General features: G+C 42.0%; 12 protein-coding genes. 4 read left to right on the forward strand and 8 right to left on the reverse strand.

The window, feature by feature from the left end; genetic code table 11:
* Window positions 1-387: 387 nt before the first annotated feature.
* From GFB48_RS10400 to GFB48_RS10415, 4 genes are read right to left on the reverse strand one after another with little or no spacing between them, the layout of a single operon-like run.
* The gene (locus GFB48_RS10400) at window positions 388-2,682 is read right to left on the reverse strand and encodes an RND family transporter (RefSeq protein WP_163934996.1); all 2,295 of its coding nucleotides are present in this window, start codon (window positions 2,680-2,682) and stop codon (window positions 388-390) included.
* Window positions 2,672-3,706 carry a YCF48-related protein gene (locus GFB48_RS10405; protein WP_163934999.1) on the reverse strand — a complete coding sequence of 345 codons (1,035 nt, stop codon included), beginning with the start codon at window positions 3,704-3,706 and terminating at the stop codon, window positions 2,672-2,674. The genes GFB48_RS10400 and GFB48_RS10405 overlap by 11 nt, the downstream gene beginning before the upstream one ends.
* Before the next feature lie 45 nt (window positions 3,707-3,751).
* Entirely contained in the window at window positions 3,752-5,116 is a 1,365-nt protein-coding gene (locus GFB48_RS10410; protein ID WP_163935001.1) for a DUF1329 domain-containing protein, read from the reverse strand.
* Window positions 5,117-5,129: 13 nt separating this feature from the next.
* Window positions 5,130-7,181, reverse strand: a complete 2,052-nt coding sequence (locus GFB48_RS10415; protein WP_163935004.1) for a DUF1302 domain-containing protein — start codon at window positions 7,179-7,181, stop codon at window positions 5,130-5,132.
* 548 nt (window positions 7,182-7,729) lie between these two features.
* Between GFB48_RS10415 and GFB48_RS10420 the strand changes: the two genes are divergently transcribed.
* The 3 genes from GFB48_RS10420 (at window position 7,730) to GFB48_RS10430 (ending at window position 11,271) form a co-directional block, all read left to right on the forward strand.
* Entirely contained in the window at window positions 7,730-9,082 is a 1,353-nt protein-coding gene (locus GFB48_RS10420; protein ID WP_163935007.1) for a DUF1800 family protein, read from the forward strand.
* Between the two features lie 6 nt (window positions 9,083-9,088).
* Window positions 9,089-10,210, forward strand: coding sequence for a DUF1501 domain-containing protein (locus tag GFB48_RS10425; protein WP_163935010.1), 1,122 nt, complete (start codon window positions 9,089-9,091; stop codon window positions 10,208-10,210).
* Window positions 10,211-10,332: 122 nt separating this feature from the next.
* Entirely contained in the window at window positions 10,333-11,271 is a 939-nt protein-coding gene (locus tag GFB48_RS10430) for a GGDEF domain-containing protein (protein WP_163935014.1), read from the forward strand.
* A 46-nt stretch (window positions 11,272-11,317) separates the two neighbouring features.
* Here the strand turns inward: GFB48_RS10430 and GFB48_RS10435 are convergent, their stop codons facing one another.
* Complete coding sequence (locus GFB48_RS10435; protein WP_163935017.1) at window positions 11,318-12,670, reverse strand: hypothetical protein; 1,353 nt, start codon at window positions 12,668-12,670, stop codon at window positions 11,318-11,320.
* Window positions 12,671-13,182: 512 nt separating this feature from the next.
* On the opposite strand from GFB48_RS10435, the gene GFB48_RS10440 reads away from it, so the two are divergent.
* Window positions 13,183-14,850 carry a SulP family inorganic anion transporter gene (locus GFB48_RS10440; protein WP_163935020.1) on the forward strand — a complete coding sequence of 556 codons (1,668 nt, stop codon included), beginning with the start codon at window positions 13,183-13,185 and terminating at the stop codon, window positions 14,848-14,850.
* 85 nt (window positions 14,851-14,935) lie between these two features.
* Here the strand turns inward: GFB48_RS10440 and GFB48_RS10445 are convergent, their stop codons facing one another.
* The 3 genes from GFB48_RS10445 to GFB48_RS10455 form a co-directional block, all read right to left on the reverse strand.
* A complete protein-coding gene (locus GFB48_RS10445; protein ID WP_240464858.1) occupies window positions 14,936-16,264 on the reverse strand; it encodes an AarF/ABC1/UbiB kinase family protein in 1,329 nt (442 codons plus the stop codon).
* Between the two features lie 77 nt (window positions 16,265-16,341).
* Window positions 16,342-16,935, reverse strand: a complete 594-nt coding sequence (locus GFB48_RS10450) for a DUF3365 domain-containing protein (RefSeq protein ID WP_163935025.1) — start codon at window positions 16,933-16,935, stop codon at window positions 16,342-16,344.
* Window positions 16,936-17,178: 243 nt separating this feature from the next.
* Complete coding sequence (locus GFB48_RS10455) at window positions 17,179-17,580, reverse strand: hypothetical protein (RefSeq protein ID WP_163935028.1); 402 nt, start codon at window positions 17,578-17,580, stop codon at window positions 17,179-17,181.
* Between the last annotated feature and the right edge of the window lie 147 nt (window positions 17,581-17,727).

Genomic DNA, 17,727 nt, shown 5'->3' on the forward strand with positions numbered 1-17,727 from the left:
CCCAATAAAGTGGTGATTGCTGCCTGTTTAGCTGTGAGGCAGTTCACTTTTTATATTCACAGCGAAGTGTAATGCTAACTTGAAGATTTTTGTAGTAAAAAATTAGTGATATTTTCCAATAAAGATAACCGTTATGGGGTAATGGCAGGATAAAGACACGAGTATGCAATGCAATTGATGAATAAAAGACTTCTAGGAATGATTAATTAGTAACATAGCCGCAACAAGCGAGCATAAATAGCAACATTCAGCCCGATTTGTTATCAAAATGCCCCACCCATATTGCGGTCAAATAGTACCCCAAAAAATCACACTAATCAGACCAGTAAATTGACGCCGAAATGAAAAAAGGCACCTTAATCGGTGCCCTCATCTGAAACAAACTATTTAACGGTTCTTTGGCCAGAAAAAATGACACAAAGCAGGAATCATGATGATCGCCCCTAACATATTTAAACTAAACATAAAGGTCAAAAGCAGTCCCATATCGACCTGGAACTTTAACGCTGAAAACGCCCAAGTACTTACCCCTACTGCAAGGGTAATTCCGGTGAAGATAACCGCACTGCCACGCTCAACTAAAGCATGATGGTAAGCGTCCGGAACAGATTCGCCCGCCCTTAGCTTTTGCAACATAGTCGACAAAATATAAATACCGTAATCCACGCCAATCCCCACACCTAGTGCAATAACTGGCAAGGTGGCGACCGCTAAGCCAATTTCAAGTTGCCCCATCAAGGCTTGCGCCATGGTAGAGACAATATAAAGCGGCAGCACAACAACAATGGTTGCTCTGATTGATCGAAAGCTAAGCAAACATAACAAGCTTACTACAGAATAGACGTACCACATCATTGGCACTTGCGCTGCAGATACCGCTTCATTCGTCGCCGCCATCACCCCCACCGGGCCACTGGCTAACTTAAATTGCAAGTCATCACGATTCAAACGCTCAGCTTGGACTTTAATGGCCTCTATCACCCGCTCTATAGTCGGAGCTTTATGGTCTTCTAAGAAGAAGTAAATTGGCATGACTTCACATTTACTGTCTAGAAGCCCTGAAGTGGTCGGCACTCGACCTATTGCTTGAACTAATGACGCAGTGGTTCTCGGTAAGGTTTGCCATTTAGGGTTACCCTCATTAAAACCTGCGTTAACTTGTTTAGCAACCGACGCTAAACTGGCACTAGATTGTACCCCTGTAGTATTGCTGACTAACCATTCGAATTCTGCCATGGTAGTGACCACGTCGTGATAGGTACAGGCTTCAGGTGTGGCTTCAACAATCACAGAAATCACATCGGTTGTGATTTCATAGTTTTCACTGATGTACTTGGTATCTAAATTGTAAACTGAGTCTTGGTGCAGCGCCGGCGCTCCCGGGGTCAAATCACCAATTTTCATATTTTTAGAACCTTGATAACTCAGTAAAAATAGCCCACTAAAAACGGCTATTACCAACACAGATGATTTCGGTCCTGTTAGTTTTGCTAGTTGTGCCCATAAAGGACTAGGCTCCAAATCTTCTCGGGGCTTAATATTCATCATAGAAAGCACAACAGGCAAAAGCACCAAGTTGGTCAGAATAATAAAACCTACCCCGACAGAGGCTGAAATGGCCAGTTCCCTGATGATCCCAATTTCAATGGTTAATAACGTCAAAAAGCCAACCGTATCAGATAATAGTGCTACACCGCCGGGGACCAATAGTGCCAGAAATGCCCGTCTAGCAGCGACATTAGGAGTAAAACCCACCCCCACTCGACGACTGATGCCATTGATCATCTGTACCCCATGACTTACGCCAATAGCAAACACTAAAAAAGGCACTAAAATGGACATGGGATCTAATCCAAAACCCAACACTGTCAGCATACCTAACTGCCATATCACCGCCATTAAAGAAGTCAATAATGGCAACAGCGTCAGAGCAAAAGAGCGAATAAACACAAACACCATTAAAGCCGTGATGGCAATGGCTATAGCAAAGAAACCAATAACATCTTTGGCACCATCAGCCACATCACCACTCATTTTAGCGAAGCCAATAATATGAATAGACACCGCCTCAGATTGAAACTTGGCGCGTATCTGCTGCTCTAACTGGGAAGCAAACGCTAGGGTATCTAACGGTTCCCCAGTACTAGGATCAAACTCCATTAACTGAGCACGAACTAAAGCAGAAGCATAATCATTAGAAACTAAGCGTCCCACCAGACCGGCTTTTTCGACGTTTTCACGCACTACATCGAGATCACTTTGCTGACCCGCAAAGTTAGCAGGAATAACCGGCCCGCCCGCAAAACCATCAGCGACCACCTCGGTAAATCGAGTGGAAGGTGAAAACAGCGATTTAACTTGGGAACGATTGACCCCTGGAATAAAAAACAGCTCATCATGGACATTCTTGAGTACTTCAAAAAATTCTGGATTATAAATGTCACCGGAATTATCTCGTACTGCGACCATAATCGAGTTGGCCCCACCAAACTGTTGCTCATGCTTGAGATAAGTTTGCATATAAGGATGCTGCAGAGGAATATTTTTTGTAAACGCCGCATCCATCTTTAAATTCAAAGCCTGAGTCACCATCAAGCCGGTAAAAGCCACAAACAGCAATACGATGAGTCGAGGGGAAACAAATAGTGCCCGTTCTAACACCTTAGGGATATTATTGAGCATCTTTATTACCTCCTTGTGATGCTAATGGCACCGTCTCCACGCCTTTACTCCCAAATGCCAAAAGTTGCTCATCAACAAATTCTAAGGAAGTAAAATCTTGGCCTTTAGAGCGATAAATTAGTGTAAAGTCTAATGAGGGATCCGCCCTAAAAATACGACCGCCATTGGTGGCTAGATAAATCCCATGATCTGGGCCAATATCAATATGGTTGATATTGGCTTTAACCTTAAATGAAACTTGAGTAAATTCACTTAAGTCATGGTTGGCGACAAATAAGTTACCCTGTAAGCCACCAAATAAAATTTGACCATCGGCCAGCCGTTTAACACTAAAAAATGAACCTTCATAAGGACTTTCAATGCGTTTAAATGCTTTAGCCATGGGATCACCGACGGCAATAAAGCCCATTTCTCCAGTGATCACCAAGCGCCCATCTTGCAAACGCTCTATCCCATTAAAATGAGGCAGCATGGCCGCGCGTTCATATAAATAATCATCATAACTTTGTTGCTTTAATTCATCCAAAAAGGCGGCATCTTCGGCAAACAGTAGTTCTTGATGGAATTCAAACTGCCATGATTTACCGTTATCTTGTGAACGATAAAAAGCGCCATATGCCCCCAACGCTATCCAGTGATTATCTGCTAACGGCATAACCGCGAGTAACGGCAAATCGGTTTCGGGCAAAAACTGACTGATATCCCAACTTTCACCAGCATCATATGAAGTAAAAATACTAGAGTCATGACCCACAGCAATTAACGTGCTTTTATCCGCAGCGATAGCGGTTAATAAAGGGGATTTTGATAGCGCTGCTTGTTGCCAGGATGGTTCGGACTTATGCCGCTTTAGGATATGACCTAAAGTACCTACCGCAAATAGGTGTTGATCTTGGCTAACCGTCGCCGTGATCAACGCCTGTTCAGCTAAAGGCACTTTGATTGCTGCAGAGTCGGGGCCGGCAAAGGCTTGATTTAGAGTAAATACACTAATGATCAGGCTAAAAAAAATGTGAAACCACATACATCTTCCTTGGAAAAAAGCGGGCAAAGCCCGCTTTATGGTTAATTAACGTCTGCCTGAGCGTTTCAGAGCATTAGAAGTAAAGTTAGCATCGCTAATTTGAGCATTAAAATCAGGTGCTGTATCTTCGTTATCCAGCCCCATTGCAATATAACGACGAGATTGAAGATCATGGAACACTTCTAGTGTGGTCCAAGTGGTTGGCACTTGATAGTAGTTGACAATATGGGCATTACCCACGCGATAGAGTTGATCACGGTTATCATAAATATCCACTTGAGCAACTTGCCAAGAGTCTTCATCTAGATAGAAACGGCGTTTTTTATAAATATGACGCATCCCCTCTTTTAGGTCAGCCTCAACCACCCAAACACGGTGCTTTTCATAACGCACTAGCTCAGGATTAATATGACCAGGCATTAAAATATCATCATAACTGACATCACCAGAATGAACTTGGTAATCATTATATGGTGTATAAATTTCTTTCTTACCGACTAAGGTCCAGTTATAACGAGATGGAGAACCGTTATACATATCATAATCATCGGTAGTACGAAGACCATCAGATACCGTTCCTGGAGTATCATAAGCAACATTTGGTGCACGACGAACACGACGCTGGCCAGTATTGTAAGTCCAAGCTTTACGGGGTTCAGCTTGTTGATCTAAGGTTTCATGAACCAGTAACGCCGTACCTGCTAGACGTGCAGGAGAGTTGACCACTTGCTTAAAATAAAACAATAGGTTTTTATCCGCTAATTCCGCGGCGGTAATATCAGGGCGAGAATAGATAAAGCTGACCTGATCTTCCATCTTAACCATATTGTAAGCACCAGAAGCCGTCGGTGTTGCTTGACCACGTTCAGTAGAAACCTGCTGGCCGCGGAAACGTAAAATATGATTCCAAATCGCCTCTAAGCCATTAGCAGGAATTGGGAATGGCACCCCGACTGTAGCACCGCCAACGCCATTACCATTTGCAATAAGTTGGGCTGAAGTCGCATTTTTAATGGTTGCTTGATAAGCATACTCTGGTAACGAAGCACTACGTCGAGTTGGATACACATTGATTTTAAAGGTATCCGGGTAAAGCTCAAATAACGCTTTCTGACCCTCGGTCAGATTGGCCGCATATTGCTTATAATTGGAGGCATTAATCGTAAATTGTACTTTGTCTGCTGCATATGGTGATGGGTGAAACTTACCTTCAACATAATTTGCTGGGATCTTAGTAATACCACCAGTCCAAGCTGGAATTGAACCATCTGCGTTAGGGCCACGTTCAGCGCCAACAGGCGTCAAATCTTGGCTTAAACGAGCTGCCTGTGCTGGGGTAACCGCTGCATTAGCCGTTGCCGTTGACAGAGCAAACAAAACACTTGCTGAAATAATTGAAATGCTTTTCATTGTTAAGTCCTTATTAAATCGAGTACTTCAAGTTAAACGATACAAAATCCCTATCGGCCATTTGGTTGGTCGTACCTACACCACCAAAGAAGGCATTGTAACTAACATCAGCATACCAGCGGTTTAGGTAATTAAAGTTAATACCTGTAGTCACCGACTTAGTCCCTTCTGTAAATAGGTAAAGTGGATCTGGAGTAATGCCTTCTACATCATGGCTCCAAATTACTCGAGGAGAAATATTTATGCCACCAAATACGTTGTTAAAATCCATTTTGCCAATTAAACGATAGCCCCAAGCGAAATCTGTTGGGAATGGGTTGGTTTCAGGACCATTATGCACTGCGGCAATAATGCCAGGCATGGCTGGATTCCCCCCTGAGCGGGCTGTACCTGGGCCGTTTAATCGTAACTCATCAAAGCCTGGCATATCGTGGATCCACACACCACCCACTTCTGCTAATGCAGTTAGGTTGTCACTGCCAAGGGTTGGGCCAAATAGATGAGTAAAGGTGGCTTGCGCCTGGGTAGTATCGCGGCGGATAAAGCCTTCAGCTTGTTCACCTGGACCTACATTACCAATGTAGGATGAGTACTGGGAAATACCATCCAAATCTGGGCGAATACCAGCATTCGCTAACTGTTGCGGCATCGCTTGAAACAATAGCTCCACGTCATCAATTTGCAATGGTTCGCCCTGGCGATGGGCAATTTCACCCGCGACTGAAGTTTCACCAATACCGGTATTGAAACTGAATCCATAAAGCTTAATATCTTCTGGGTACTCAATTTGAGCTTTTGAAAATGTCTTTAGTGAGTTCATGACATTACGATCAATTTGCCCCTGATTTGCGACTAATAAACCAAGATCTTGACCAATCGCTTCTGCGCGGAAATCAGAGGTAGTACCTGAAATAATAGGACGGCGAGAGTGGTAATTCATATAGTACAAACCAAACTCAGTACTGTTAAAACTCTCGGCGAAGTACTCAAGTTTAATACCATACTGACCATCATCACGGGCTTCTTTTTCATCCACAACCAAGGTTGCTTTTGTGGGGTAAGCCAGCATCATTTGCCCTGCTGTGGCTTGATCAATTTGCCCTGTCAGTAAGCCACCTGCAATTTTTTCCATTTCTGAAATTAAAAAATCAAGATTCATATCAGGATTAGCAGAAAAGCCCAGCTGCGCCACATTAGAGTATCCACCAAAGCCCGCAAAATCATTAGTGGCAAAGTATGAGCCTGGGGCGGGGATCCACACTGGCTCCCAATCATATTGGTAATACCCCTCTAATGATAGGCTTTCGGTCAGACCAATCGAGCCCCAAACCATGCCTTGAGGACGGAATGCTTCTTTTAATTCAGCCCCTGGTTGACGCAGAATATTAAGGTCTACTGGGTTAACCACACCAATACCATGGGAAATAAGAGTGCTTTCCCCCCAAGACACCACTTGGTTACCAACACGTAAAGAAACCGGGGTGGCGCCCTCATTGAAATCCCAATCCGCGAATGCATACGCATCTAATAAGCGAACATCCTTACACTGTACTTCAGAAGCACGCTTGTCCAAACATGGGTTAAACTTGTCAGCGGTGATCGGATTGGAATAACCAAAATCGGCATCGTTTAACTTACGATCATAAAAGTACATGCCACGAACAAACACACCATAATTTTCATACACAAGTTCAAGCTCATGTACACCTTTTACGATTTCTGAAGTCGTGTCACCTTGTGCATACAACTGATTGCTTAAATCGCCATTAGTCGAATAAGAACCCGGCCCTTTCCAAATCTGGCTAGCGTCATATAAAGGGTTATCAAAAGCGCTGTAGCCGCGCCAATCATATTGAGGATGATTCGACTTACCGATTAAATCATCCCAATTACGTTGTTCAACACGCCACGTTGCACCAACTGTCCATGTTGAGTCAAAACTTCCTTCAATATCCCCTAAAGAAAACGTCACAGCCTTTGCCGGTGCTGCAATCGATAAGGTCAATGCGCTAGCGATACTGAGCGCAACTGCATTACGCGAGAACTGGTTTTTTATTATGGTCATTCTCGGCCATCTCCCTGTGAACCCGGAACTTTAATTATCTTTAAATTGATTAACACATGAATGTTAATTAATTGTATTGTTACAACAATTCATGCATAACAGCAACAGTCGAACTTAAAAAAATGCAAATATTTTATTGAACAATAGCTACCAGATAGCAGCAAAAAGCGGGCTGGTTGTACCAGATAGCTTGATTTTCATGGGGTTTCAAAGGGATCGCTTGCAGCAATATTTTTTTTGGCCCTGTGCGCTGCCATTTAACATGGATTTAACATGGTTACTAAGGTCGAACAACGCCGCTGCTGTTGTTACCATCAAAATGTGAAGCTAAACAGCAATCGTATGGTGATAATTGATCTAGCCAAATCAAATTGCTTTTATGCAATCGAACTCATAAGATGAACGAATATTGGCATCTATAGGTTAGCTAAGCGAAATGATTTAATGTCAACCAATCATGCAAATAAACGTTATATAACAATTGCCCAAGCGAAACTTAAACGCTCAATTCGCTTATAAATTGTCAAGTTCGTTGCTTAAGGTTACAAATGGATAATGCTACTTATATCGCTTTGACTCGGTTTGGTTTAGGGATCAACCCTAGCCTGTCTCCCACTCATATTACCCACCCTAAAAGCTGGTTGTTAGAGCAATGTCAATCCCCACTGCTCCTACAGCAAGGGCTTTCAAGTACTGATTCGCTCAAATCAATTTTTCGTTACCGCCAGCTCAAAGCGGCCAACAAAAAACGTCGCCTCAATCAAGATGAACAACAACAATTTAAACAGCTGCAGCTTTTACCGAGAAAAAACTTAATAAAACATGCCACCGAAGTAGCCCATTTGGCCATTCATTCTGCTTCAGGTATTCAATTAAGACTGTTCGATTTTTTCTCAAATCACTTTTCAATCACGACCCATAATAAATTTATGAAATTTATTGCCCCGAGCTTCGAACAAGAAGTGATTGCTGCTCACCTTAACCATCGCTTTGAAGACATGCTATTGGCGAGCTGCCAACACCCAGCCATGTTGGTATATCTTAATAATGAACTTTCCATTGGACCTGACTCATTTGCTGGTAAGAAAAAAACCAAAAACATTAATGAGAATCTTGCCAGAGAGATACTAGAGCTTCACACCTTGGGGGTAGAGGGGCCTTACAATCAACAGGATGTCGAGCAATTGGCACTTGCCCTCACAGGTTGGAGTATCCCCAAAGCACAAGATGATTTCAGCAGCCCATTTTTATACAGAAAAGGGTTTCACCAACCCGGACCTAAAACATTGCTCAAAATAACCTTCAGACAAAAAGACCACAAACAAGCTCAAGAGATGCTTAAAATGTTAGCCAATCATCCCGCTACCGCCAAGCATATCAGTTATAAACTGGCCCAATATTTTATTAGCGATAAACCCGAACCAAAGTTAGTGAACAAATTGACTCAGAGTTATCTTGCAAGCCGAGGCCATATTCCCACCCTGATGAAAGCTTTAATTGAAGCCCCTGAATGCTGGCAACCTATTGCCCAAAAATTTAAAACGCCAAGGGAATTTGTGATCTCAAGCTTAAGGGCCAGTAATACTCAAAACGGCCTGGCAAAAAAATGGTTGCCCATTTTAAAATCATTAGGTCAACTGCCCTTTCAGGCGGGGTCTCCTGCTGGCTACAGTGTCCAACAGGTCGACTGGTTATCCCCTAACAATATGTATATCAGAGCGAATTTTGCTTATGAATTGGCGGCCCGTTGGCAAACTAAAGTAAAATCAGTCCAAAGTCTTGTCGATACGCTATTTGCCAATCATGTCAGTCAACACTCCTCAACGCATATCTTGAGAGCTGAAACTAAGCAGCAAGCGCTCACCATGATATTAATGAGCCCTGAATTTTTAAAAAGGTAGCAACCCATGGATAGAAGACAATTTTTGACCTTAGGTGGTGCGACTTTACTGACCTTACAGTGCCCGTGGGCCTTTGCTGAGGCAAAACGCCCAGCAAAATTCATCTGGATAAACCTAAGGGGAGCATTGGATCATTTACATACCCTTGTCCCTACATTCGAACATAAATTGTTACAGCAATATCGTCCCGATCTCTATGGTGCCATAGCCCACAAACTGCTTGGGCTAGATCCTAATTTTGCCCTTCACCCCGAATTACCCAATCTCCATCAGTGGTTTAAACAAAAACAAATGCTCGCAATCACCGCAACCTCAAGCGCTTATCGGGGGCGCTCTCACTTTGATGGCCAAGATTTTCTAGAAAGTGGTAAAAGTGAAATTGATCATGACTCAGGCTGGTTAGGGAGAGCCTTACAACAGCGTCAGGCACTGGTTGTTTCAATGAACAATCCTATTGTGGCCAGAGGCAGCCACAACAGCCAGACATGGTACCCAAGCAATTTAAATAATGCAGACATCAACTACCAGTCAATTATTGATCTTTACAGCCATCATCAAGAGCTTTCAACGGCGTTAACTAAGGGGGTAGCACTGAGTCGCCAGCCGCAATCGAAGCAGAGTTCAAGTAAACAGGGAAAATTCATTCATCTCGCTAAGGCCTGTGCGCAATTGATGACCTCTGAGAATATTGATGCAGCAGTATTAGAGCTTGGAGGTTGGGATACCCATAACCAACAAGCTAACCGCCTTAACGTTCGTTTGGCAGAATTGGATCAAGGACTGGCGGTCCTAAAGCAGCATTTAGGCAGCCAATGGCAAAATACTGTCATCGCGGTTTCTACTGAATTTGGTCGCACGGTCAGACAAAATGGCACAGGTGGCACGGATCATGGTAGCGCCAGCATGATGTTTATTGCGGGCGGTTCGGTTAACGGTGGCCAAGTATTAGGGCAATGGCCGGGTTTGGCACAGCAGCAGCTTTTTCAGAACCGAGATCTCAATGCGACCTCAAATGTACATGATTGGCTTGCCACTTTATTGGCTCAGCATTGGCAATTGAATAGTGACCATATTAAGTCAGCTTTCCCCAGTGCTCAATTGCTTAGACAGAAAATGGTTATAGCCTGAACTTTCGTCCCTATTGAAAATAGCGATCACTTCTATCAATTCAACCAAATACTCTATTGTGGCCTATACTCATAACTAATCATTTAAAAATTCTCCAAAAATAGTCTAGGGACAGGCTCAACATGCACCAAAATAAAAGAATAGAAAAATTCTACCAGCAATACCAACAACTGCTTAGCTTTTCTAATATCTCTTGGTGGCTAATGGATCTAGAGAATGAACCTAATGTCTTTTATTGCAATCCTACTATGTGTGAAACTTTTGCTCTTGATCCGAGTAAGCTTAAACACTCGGTGGATGATAGCTGCCCTATTGCTGGTGATTACAACGCTAACATTAAAATTAAAAATACTAAAAAAGCCCAACAAATCTATGATGATTACCAAAATCTATGCGCGGGCAAGATTATTGAGTACAACAATAATTTTCCCTATTATCGTTCTGATTTAGATAGAACCTTTTATTTTAAATCCCAAGCAAAAGCACTGTTAAAAGATGATAACAATCGAGCGCAAGTTTTATTTGGCATCATCGAACCAGAGGTAGTAAGTGCCGAACTCTATCAAAAAGCAACCACTGATAGTTTAACTGGCTTAAAAAACCGTCGTGAATTTGATACTAAATTAGACTTTTTTATTAACCTTGCCTACGAAGAAAAGCATCCGCTTACTTTAATCATGCTTGATATTGATAACTTTAAGCAATACAACGACACATTTGGCCATTACGCAGGAGATGAGTGTTTAATTAAAACCGCGAACATTATTAAAGCAAACTGTATCCGCCACTCTTTTATGCCTTTTCGATACGGGGGCGAAGAGTTTGCCATCATTGTATATGACAATGCCCAAAAAGCATTAGAAGTAGCTAACAAAATCAGACTAAAATTAGAAAACAAGCAATTTATTATCAATGATTTAGAAATCATAGTAACCATGAGTATAGGTATTTACAGTCTGAATCCAGAAAGTCATACCACCAATAGGATGGTCATCGAAAAGGCTGACAGAGCCCTTTACAAAGCAAAAGAATTAGGTAAAAACAGAGTTGTAGAATACTAATAAACTCACTTTTATTGTAAGTAAAAGCCCCATCTAACTAAGGCCATCAAGAGGCTAATTCGATATTAATAATTTGGCTACGAGTCAAATTAATTTTATAACGCTTAATGACTTGTTCATCTTTTTTACTGGACATTTTGACAATAGCATTAATTTGATAGCGCTTTTCAATCGCTACTTTTGACACTTTGCCATTCACTTCTTGAAATAATTCTCCCGTCCCCGATGCTAAATAACGGGTAAACGGACGAAGGTTAAAATACAACGTCTCTTGCAAGGCCTGATAACCGGCGACAAAACCTTTTTCTGCCACTAAAGATTCGATCCGATAATGCAATATATAGTCTGCATGATTACGACTTTTAAGAGTATTATTGAGCTTGTTTTGGACCTCGACAGGCAACTTTTCAATTTTTTTATAATCTAGCCAGATCTTCTGTTTCACTAAAGGTGTATTGCTATTTTTTCCAAACAGATAGCTAGACCATTTGGGCTTTCCTTTTCGTAACCACTTCCATAGAATATTTCGTAAATCTTCTTTAAATACTTCACGCAAGCCATAAATAATGGCTAATACTCCTATCATGACTGCACTCACACCAAGATCTTGACGAGTCTTAATAATAAGTGTCAGTACCACAATGGCTATCATCGCAGTGACGAATCCAGTGACAAACTTTTTAAGGGTCTTCCCCAAAGAGCGAATACTTTGCCTAAACAGCACATCATATTCAATCAAACGCCTAAGAAGACGCATTTTATTGGCTAAGCGATTGGGATCATCGTTCATGGTCTCACTCTGATAACCCTGTTGCCAGCGGTATTCGAGCTCTTTATTGGCAAATTCCAATAAAAATCGTCTCGAATCTTTGTATTCAGCGCCCCTTGGAGCCTTAGCAATTAACTTTAAAAGTTGCTGGTAATAACGCCAGGAAACATAGTTATCAGCATTATCAAACTGGCCTTGGGGCTTCTCCCTAGTTGGCCGAGAGCGTCTAAATTTTTTCAGAAAATCAGCATTATGCTGAGCGAGAACCAGTGCTTTTACATATAGCTCATCGGCTTCTTCGGTGTTCAGTACGCTTTTTGTGTCAATTTCATTGGCTATGGCAAATTGATAAGCAAATAAATTAACATTGGTACGGTAATGATTGTCTTCCTTGTTTAGGCTAGCAAAGCGCGTGTGTAGCAAAGGCTGGTGTAAACCATCACTAAAATAAGAACGTCTGCCTTTTATGCCCACATTGAAGTAATGCTCCTCAGGTAAGGTTTGAGGATTAATATCCATATCTTTAGGGAAGGTGAAAAATACATCGACACGACGATGCGACCCCAACTTCATTTGATGGCTAACTTTTATCGATAATTTGTCATCTCGCTTGAGTAGAATATTAGCCAAAAAAACCTCTATACTATTGAAATTAAGTACATTTAATTATAAAACAAGCAAAACAAAAAAAGTATCCTATAACACTTACAATATTTTATTGTTATCGATAAATTTTTACTAAATGTACCGAATACCAAAACAAAGTCAAACTGCTCGTTGGTCGTTAACTGATAAAAAAGCCCCTAGTCAATATAAATGACTATCAACAACGCTATACTGTAACCAAAGTAACATAATAAACCTTGTTATTTAATGGTTATTCGGCAATGAGCACTTATAAAGCTGACCTAAGGCTAACCCCAATGACTGATAAGACCACAGTTAAATGCTAATCAACGCAATAAAAAAACTATAAAAACAACAGCTTAAGCACCCCCGACAGCGTCTTGGTTATCTTTGGTGCTGTTGTAGATGTGTTATCGAGATTTTTCACTTTTATTAATTAGCATGGCACGATACCCTACGCAGGAAAATAACAGTTAATACCCCTAGTGTTCTTTGCATTGGTTAGGATATTTATAATGATAAAATCAACTTGGCTCAATGAGATTAATCTTTCTAATCTTCGAGGCGATCTTTTTGGCGGTGTTACTGCAGCCATTGTTTCTCTTCCTTTAGCCTTAGCTTTTGGTGTTGCCTCTGGTGCTGGAGCTGAAGCGGGCCTTTATGGCGCCATTCTAGTTGGCTTATTTGCGGCGCTATTTGGTGGCACACCAACTCTAATATCAGAACCCACCGGCCCAATGACAGTAGTCATGGCTGCAGTATTAACGACAATGATTGCCAACAATCCTGAAAATGGCATCGCGATGGCTTTCACCGTTGTTATGATCGCTGGGGCATTCCAAATTCTATTAGGCTTACTTAACCTTGGTAAATACATTACGCTAATGCCTTACAGTGTTATATCTGGCTTCATGTCTGGTATTGGCGTCATTTTAATCATTCTGCAATTACCACCATTATTAGGCCACCCAAATCAAGAAGGTGGTGTCTTAGGTAATTTATTGGCTCTACCGGTATTATTTAACCAAGCAAATTGGTTTGAAGTGGGTTTAGGCATCATCACCTTAGCGATTTTATTTTTCTTTCCTAAAAAGTGGGCAACCAGAGTACCTCCCCAGTTGATTGCACTCATTGTCGGCTCGCTGCTGGCACTGTTGCTACTCAATGATTCGGACATTCGAACCATAGGGGCGGTTTCCCTTGGTTTTCCAGAAATTATCTTTCCCACATTAAGCGCAGATTTAATTACCACAATGGTGGTCGATGGTATTGTACTTGGCACTTTAGGCTGTATCGATGCTCTACTTACTGCCGTCATAGCAGACAGTTTGACTCGAAAGGAACATAACTCCAATAAAGAACTGATCGGTCAGGGTATTGGTAATATGGTCTCTGGCTTTTGTGGTGGCTTGCCTGGTGCTGGCGCCACCATGGGCACTGTCGTTAACATTCAAGCGGGGGCACGCACAGCCATTTCAGGCATTACTCGTGCTTTAGTATTGTTGATTTTAGTGGTCTTTGCGGCGGGCTTGACCGCTTACATCCCATTGGCGGTTCTTGCCGCAATTGCCATCAAGGTTGGGCTTAATATTCTTGATTGGAGTTTCTTAAAAAGGGCCCATCACGTTTCAATTAGCGCCAGTTTAATTATGTATGGCGTGATGCTATTAACCGTTTTTGTCGATTTAATTGTCGCAGTTGGTATCGGTGTCTTTATTGCAAACATCCTGACGATTGAAAAACTGAGCCATCTGCAATCGCAAAATGTGCAATCGATAAGTGACACCGATGATCAGATCCCACTTAGAAGAAAAGAACGTGCACTTTTAGACAGGAGCCAAGGAAAAGTGATGCTACTTTACTTCAGTGGGCCGATGATCTTTGGTGTTTCCAGAGCAATAGCCAGAGAACAGGAAAATATGGCCAGCTATGAAAAGGTGGTTTTTGATCTCACGGACGTTCCTTTAATTGATGCAACCATTTCTCTTGCAATCGAAAACGCTGTCAATGAAGCTTTAGATCAAGGAAAGAAGGTTTGGATTGCCTGTAATGATCCTAAAACCAAGGAAAAGTTTAGTCGCATGAAGATCACCGCTAAAGTTGGTGCAGACCATATTGTGGAGAGTCGATTTGATGCTTTGAACAAAGCAGTAAATATCGATGAAGCGACCATCATTGCTTAACAGAAGGATGGCCATTACTGTAAAAGTAATGGCCATCAGATTAATAATGACAGCTTCAGTCAAGGAGCCGAAGTCCCTAAGGCACTCAAGCCTTGTATGCTATAAAGAGCTCAGCCACATTGATTTTTGCCTGTAACTTATTAGCAAGCAAATACAACCCCCCAAGTTTACGATGAATAAACAAAGCATCAACAGGCGGCGTGTGCCATTGAGCCTTTTGTCGGTTTATATTCATCCCCTGTTCCTTAACCCTCTGGGCTAAGTTACTGGTGGAAAAGTCGTATTCACCTTGATGGCGTATTGGCTCGCAGGCGAGATTGAAGATGGTCAACACATCGTTAAGATAATCCTCATCGATATCATCTGCAAAAAAGCCCACTTGCTTAGCCCCTGCTAGCATCATCTCGTTATCTTGATTCACTCCCCCGTTGATCAGCAGCTTATAGCCCTCACTGATTGTTTGCGGGATCCTTCGAGTCGCACCAAAATCCAATAATACAATTTTGTCGGTATTTTGCTGGTACTGAAAATTTGCAAAATTGGGATCACTTTGCATTAACTTAAAATCAAACAATTCAGCCATAAATAAAGCGATTAGCCTTTGTACAATACTATTACGAGTTGCTTGAGGTAAATGGAGGGTCGCTTCAATAGGCACACCGTCTATAAAGCTCATGGGCAACATGACATCGGTAACAAGCTGAGAGTGTACGCTGGGTATGGCAAACTGTTTTGAATCAATTAACTGGCTATAGCGGTTAAGATAATCCGCCTCTAACTGATAATCGGCTTCATCTTCAAGCTGCTTTTTCGCCTCATTAAGGAGTGGCTTAATATCCAACTGTGGCGGTAATAAGCCAGAAATTTTAAGCAGTGATGCGACGTTATCAACATCAGAACTTATCGCCTGTTTTACCCCTGGATATTGCACCTTTACGGCTAGCTTTTGGCCACAGGCTAAATTAGCCAAATGCACTTGGCCGATAGAAGCCGCCGCAAAAGGCCTTAATTCAAAGTTTGAGAAATGATCCAACCAGCCTTCCCCCCATTGTTGCTGCAACACTTCAAGCAATTGTTTATGGGGCATGGGAGAGGCATCAGAGCGCAGACGTTCTAGAATGCCAGCGAGCTCTGGTGACAGTAATTCACCGGCATCCATAGACAGCATTTGCCCCAACTTCATGGCGGCACCACGAAGATGAGAGAGCTTTTTCGCCAGGTGTTGTAAGTTACTCGGCGTCAGCAATAACTCACTGGTTTTAGGTCGTTGCCCTTGGGATAGCTTTTTAGCCCCCTCCAGGGCGACATTACCCAATACCTTAGCGGCTAGACCACCAAATTGGCTTAACCGCCCAAGACGTGAACTGGGCACCTTGCTAGCGGTGTTGTCGGGTAGATTTTTATTGGTTGTCACAGTCATTCCGAATAGTGAAGTCTAATACAACTATATACGCCATTATTGAATAACTGTATTGCTGTGTGTTTATTTAGCTACAACGCCTTAATCAGAGTAAATGCCCCCCGCACTTGACCCGCTTGGTAACCTACCGCTTGATCAGTTGGGTATAGCTGGGTAAGTTTGGTTTGAACCTCTGGCGCAATTTTAGCGCCATGGCATTGCAAACAAGGGGCTTTAGCCAAAGGTGGCATGATAATGGCTTTCATAAATCGATAATGCTGCCGACCATTTTTTTCAACCACTTCGCTATAAACTAAAGATTGGGGAGCCGCACCATTAGCAACTTGTTGTTCAAAGTATTCAAGCCCCTTTTGTTGCCATGGATCTGGCGCATTGTTAGGGTTACGCAATTTTGCGCTAGTGCGGCCAATCTGCCAGTCACCGTGACGATTATATTGGTCAGTGATACTCGGCGCTAAATGATTACAGGCCTGCACAGCTGCTACCGGTCCGCCAGATTTCATGGCCGCGGCTAACGCCCCTTGCAATTCTTTAGAATAGGCTGAGGTTAACTGGGAGGCTTCACGACTAAGTTGCTCGGTGATTACATGAGTATTAGCATCACATGATAAATGCCAACTCATCATGACAACATTGAGGACGACTAATTTCCATTTCATTCTCATGGGGGTTCCTTAAATAAGAATATGGCCTGTATTACATTTGTAAGAGAAATGATTTCCGCCTAATTTGCACAAAAAGTAGACAAGCCCTACAAGGTTAACCAATATTATTGGACTTTATTGCAGTTTTGCAAAAATTCACCCTCACAGCTGTTGGAGACAATCACCGCCCACTAGCGCGGATAAATGTTTGAGCTAAGGCTGAAACTCAGCTCCCTCAGCGTTATCATTGCCCCAAATATGCGCTTAGGCGCCATTGTTTTTGGCACGTATTGCCAATAATAATGTCTGTGATTTAATTGCTGAATGTAACTTACCACTGGGATCTAGGTCTGAAGATGTGGAGATATAACCCTGAAAAATAATGTTATCTCCTACATCAACGGTTGGCTTTCCCTGGGGTTGAATAAAGCTAGTCACCCAAATGTTTTTCAGCCCTTCTGTTTTTAAGTCCAGCAAATAAAATCGATGATTATCAACCATCATTTTTGTGATCACATCACCAGCAATAGCAACTACTTCACCTTGATATTTTGCATTTAGCTGACCATCTAGAAATGGATTTTCGTTTGCCTCTCTTGCATATTTTCCTGCAGTAGCAAACATAGAAATTAATGTTAATAATAAAATTAATAGGTGCTTTTTCATTGCTTTTCCTTGAAATCAGATGCTGTAATGGTTCCTTTTTAGACAACAGCATAAACACATAACCAATTGAAATCAATGTCAAAAAATTAACATTATAAATCATTTACTCTTTTTTAAAATGGCAGTCAAAGCCAATTATTTAATGAC

Source organism: Paraferrimonas sp. SM1919, assembly GCF_010993985.1.
Lineage (GTDB): Bacteria > Pseudomonadota > Gammaproteobacteria > Enterobacterales > Shewanellaceae > SM1919.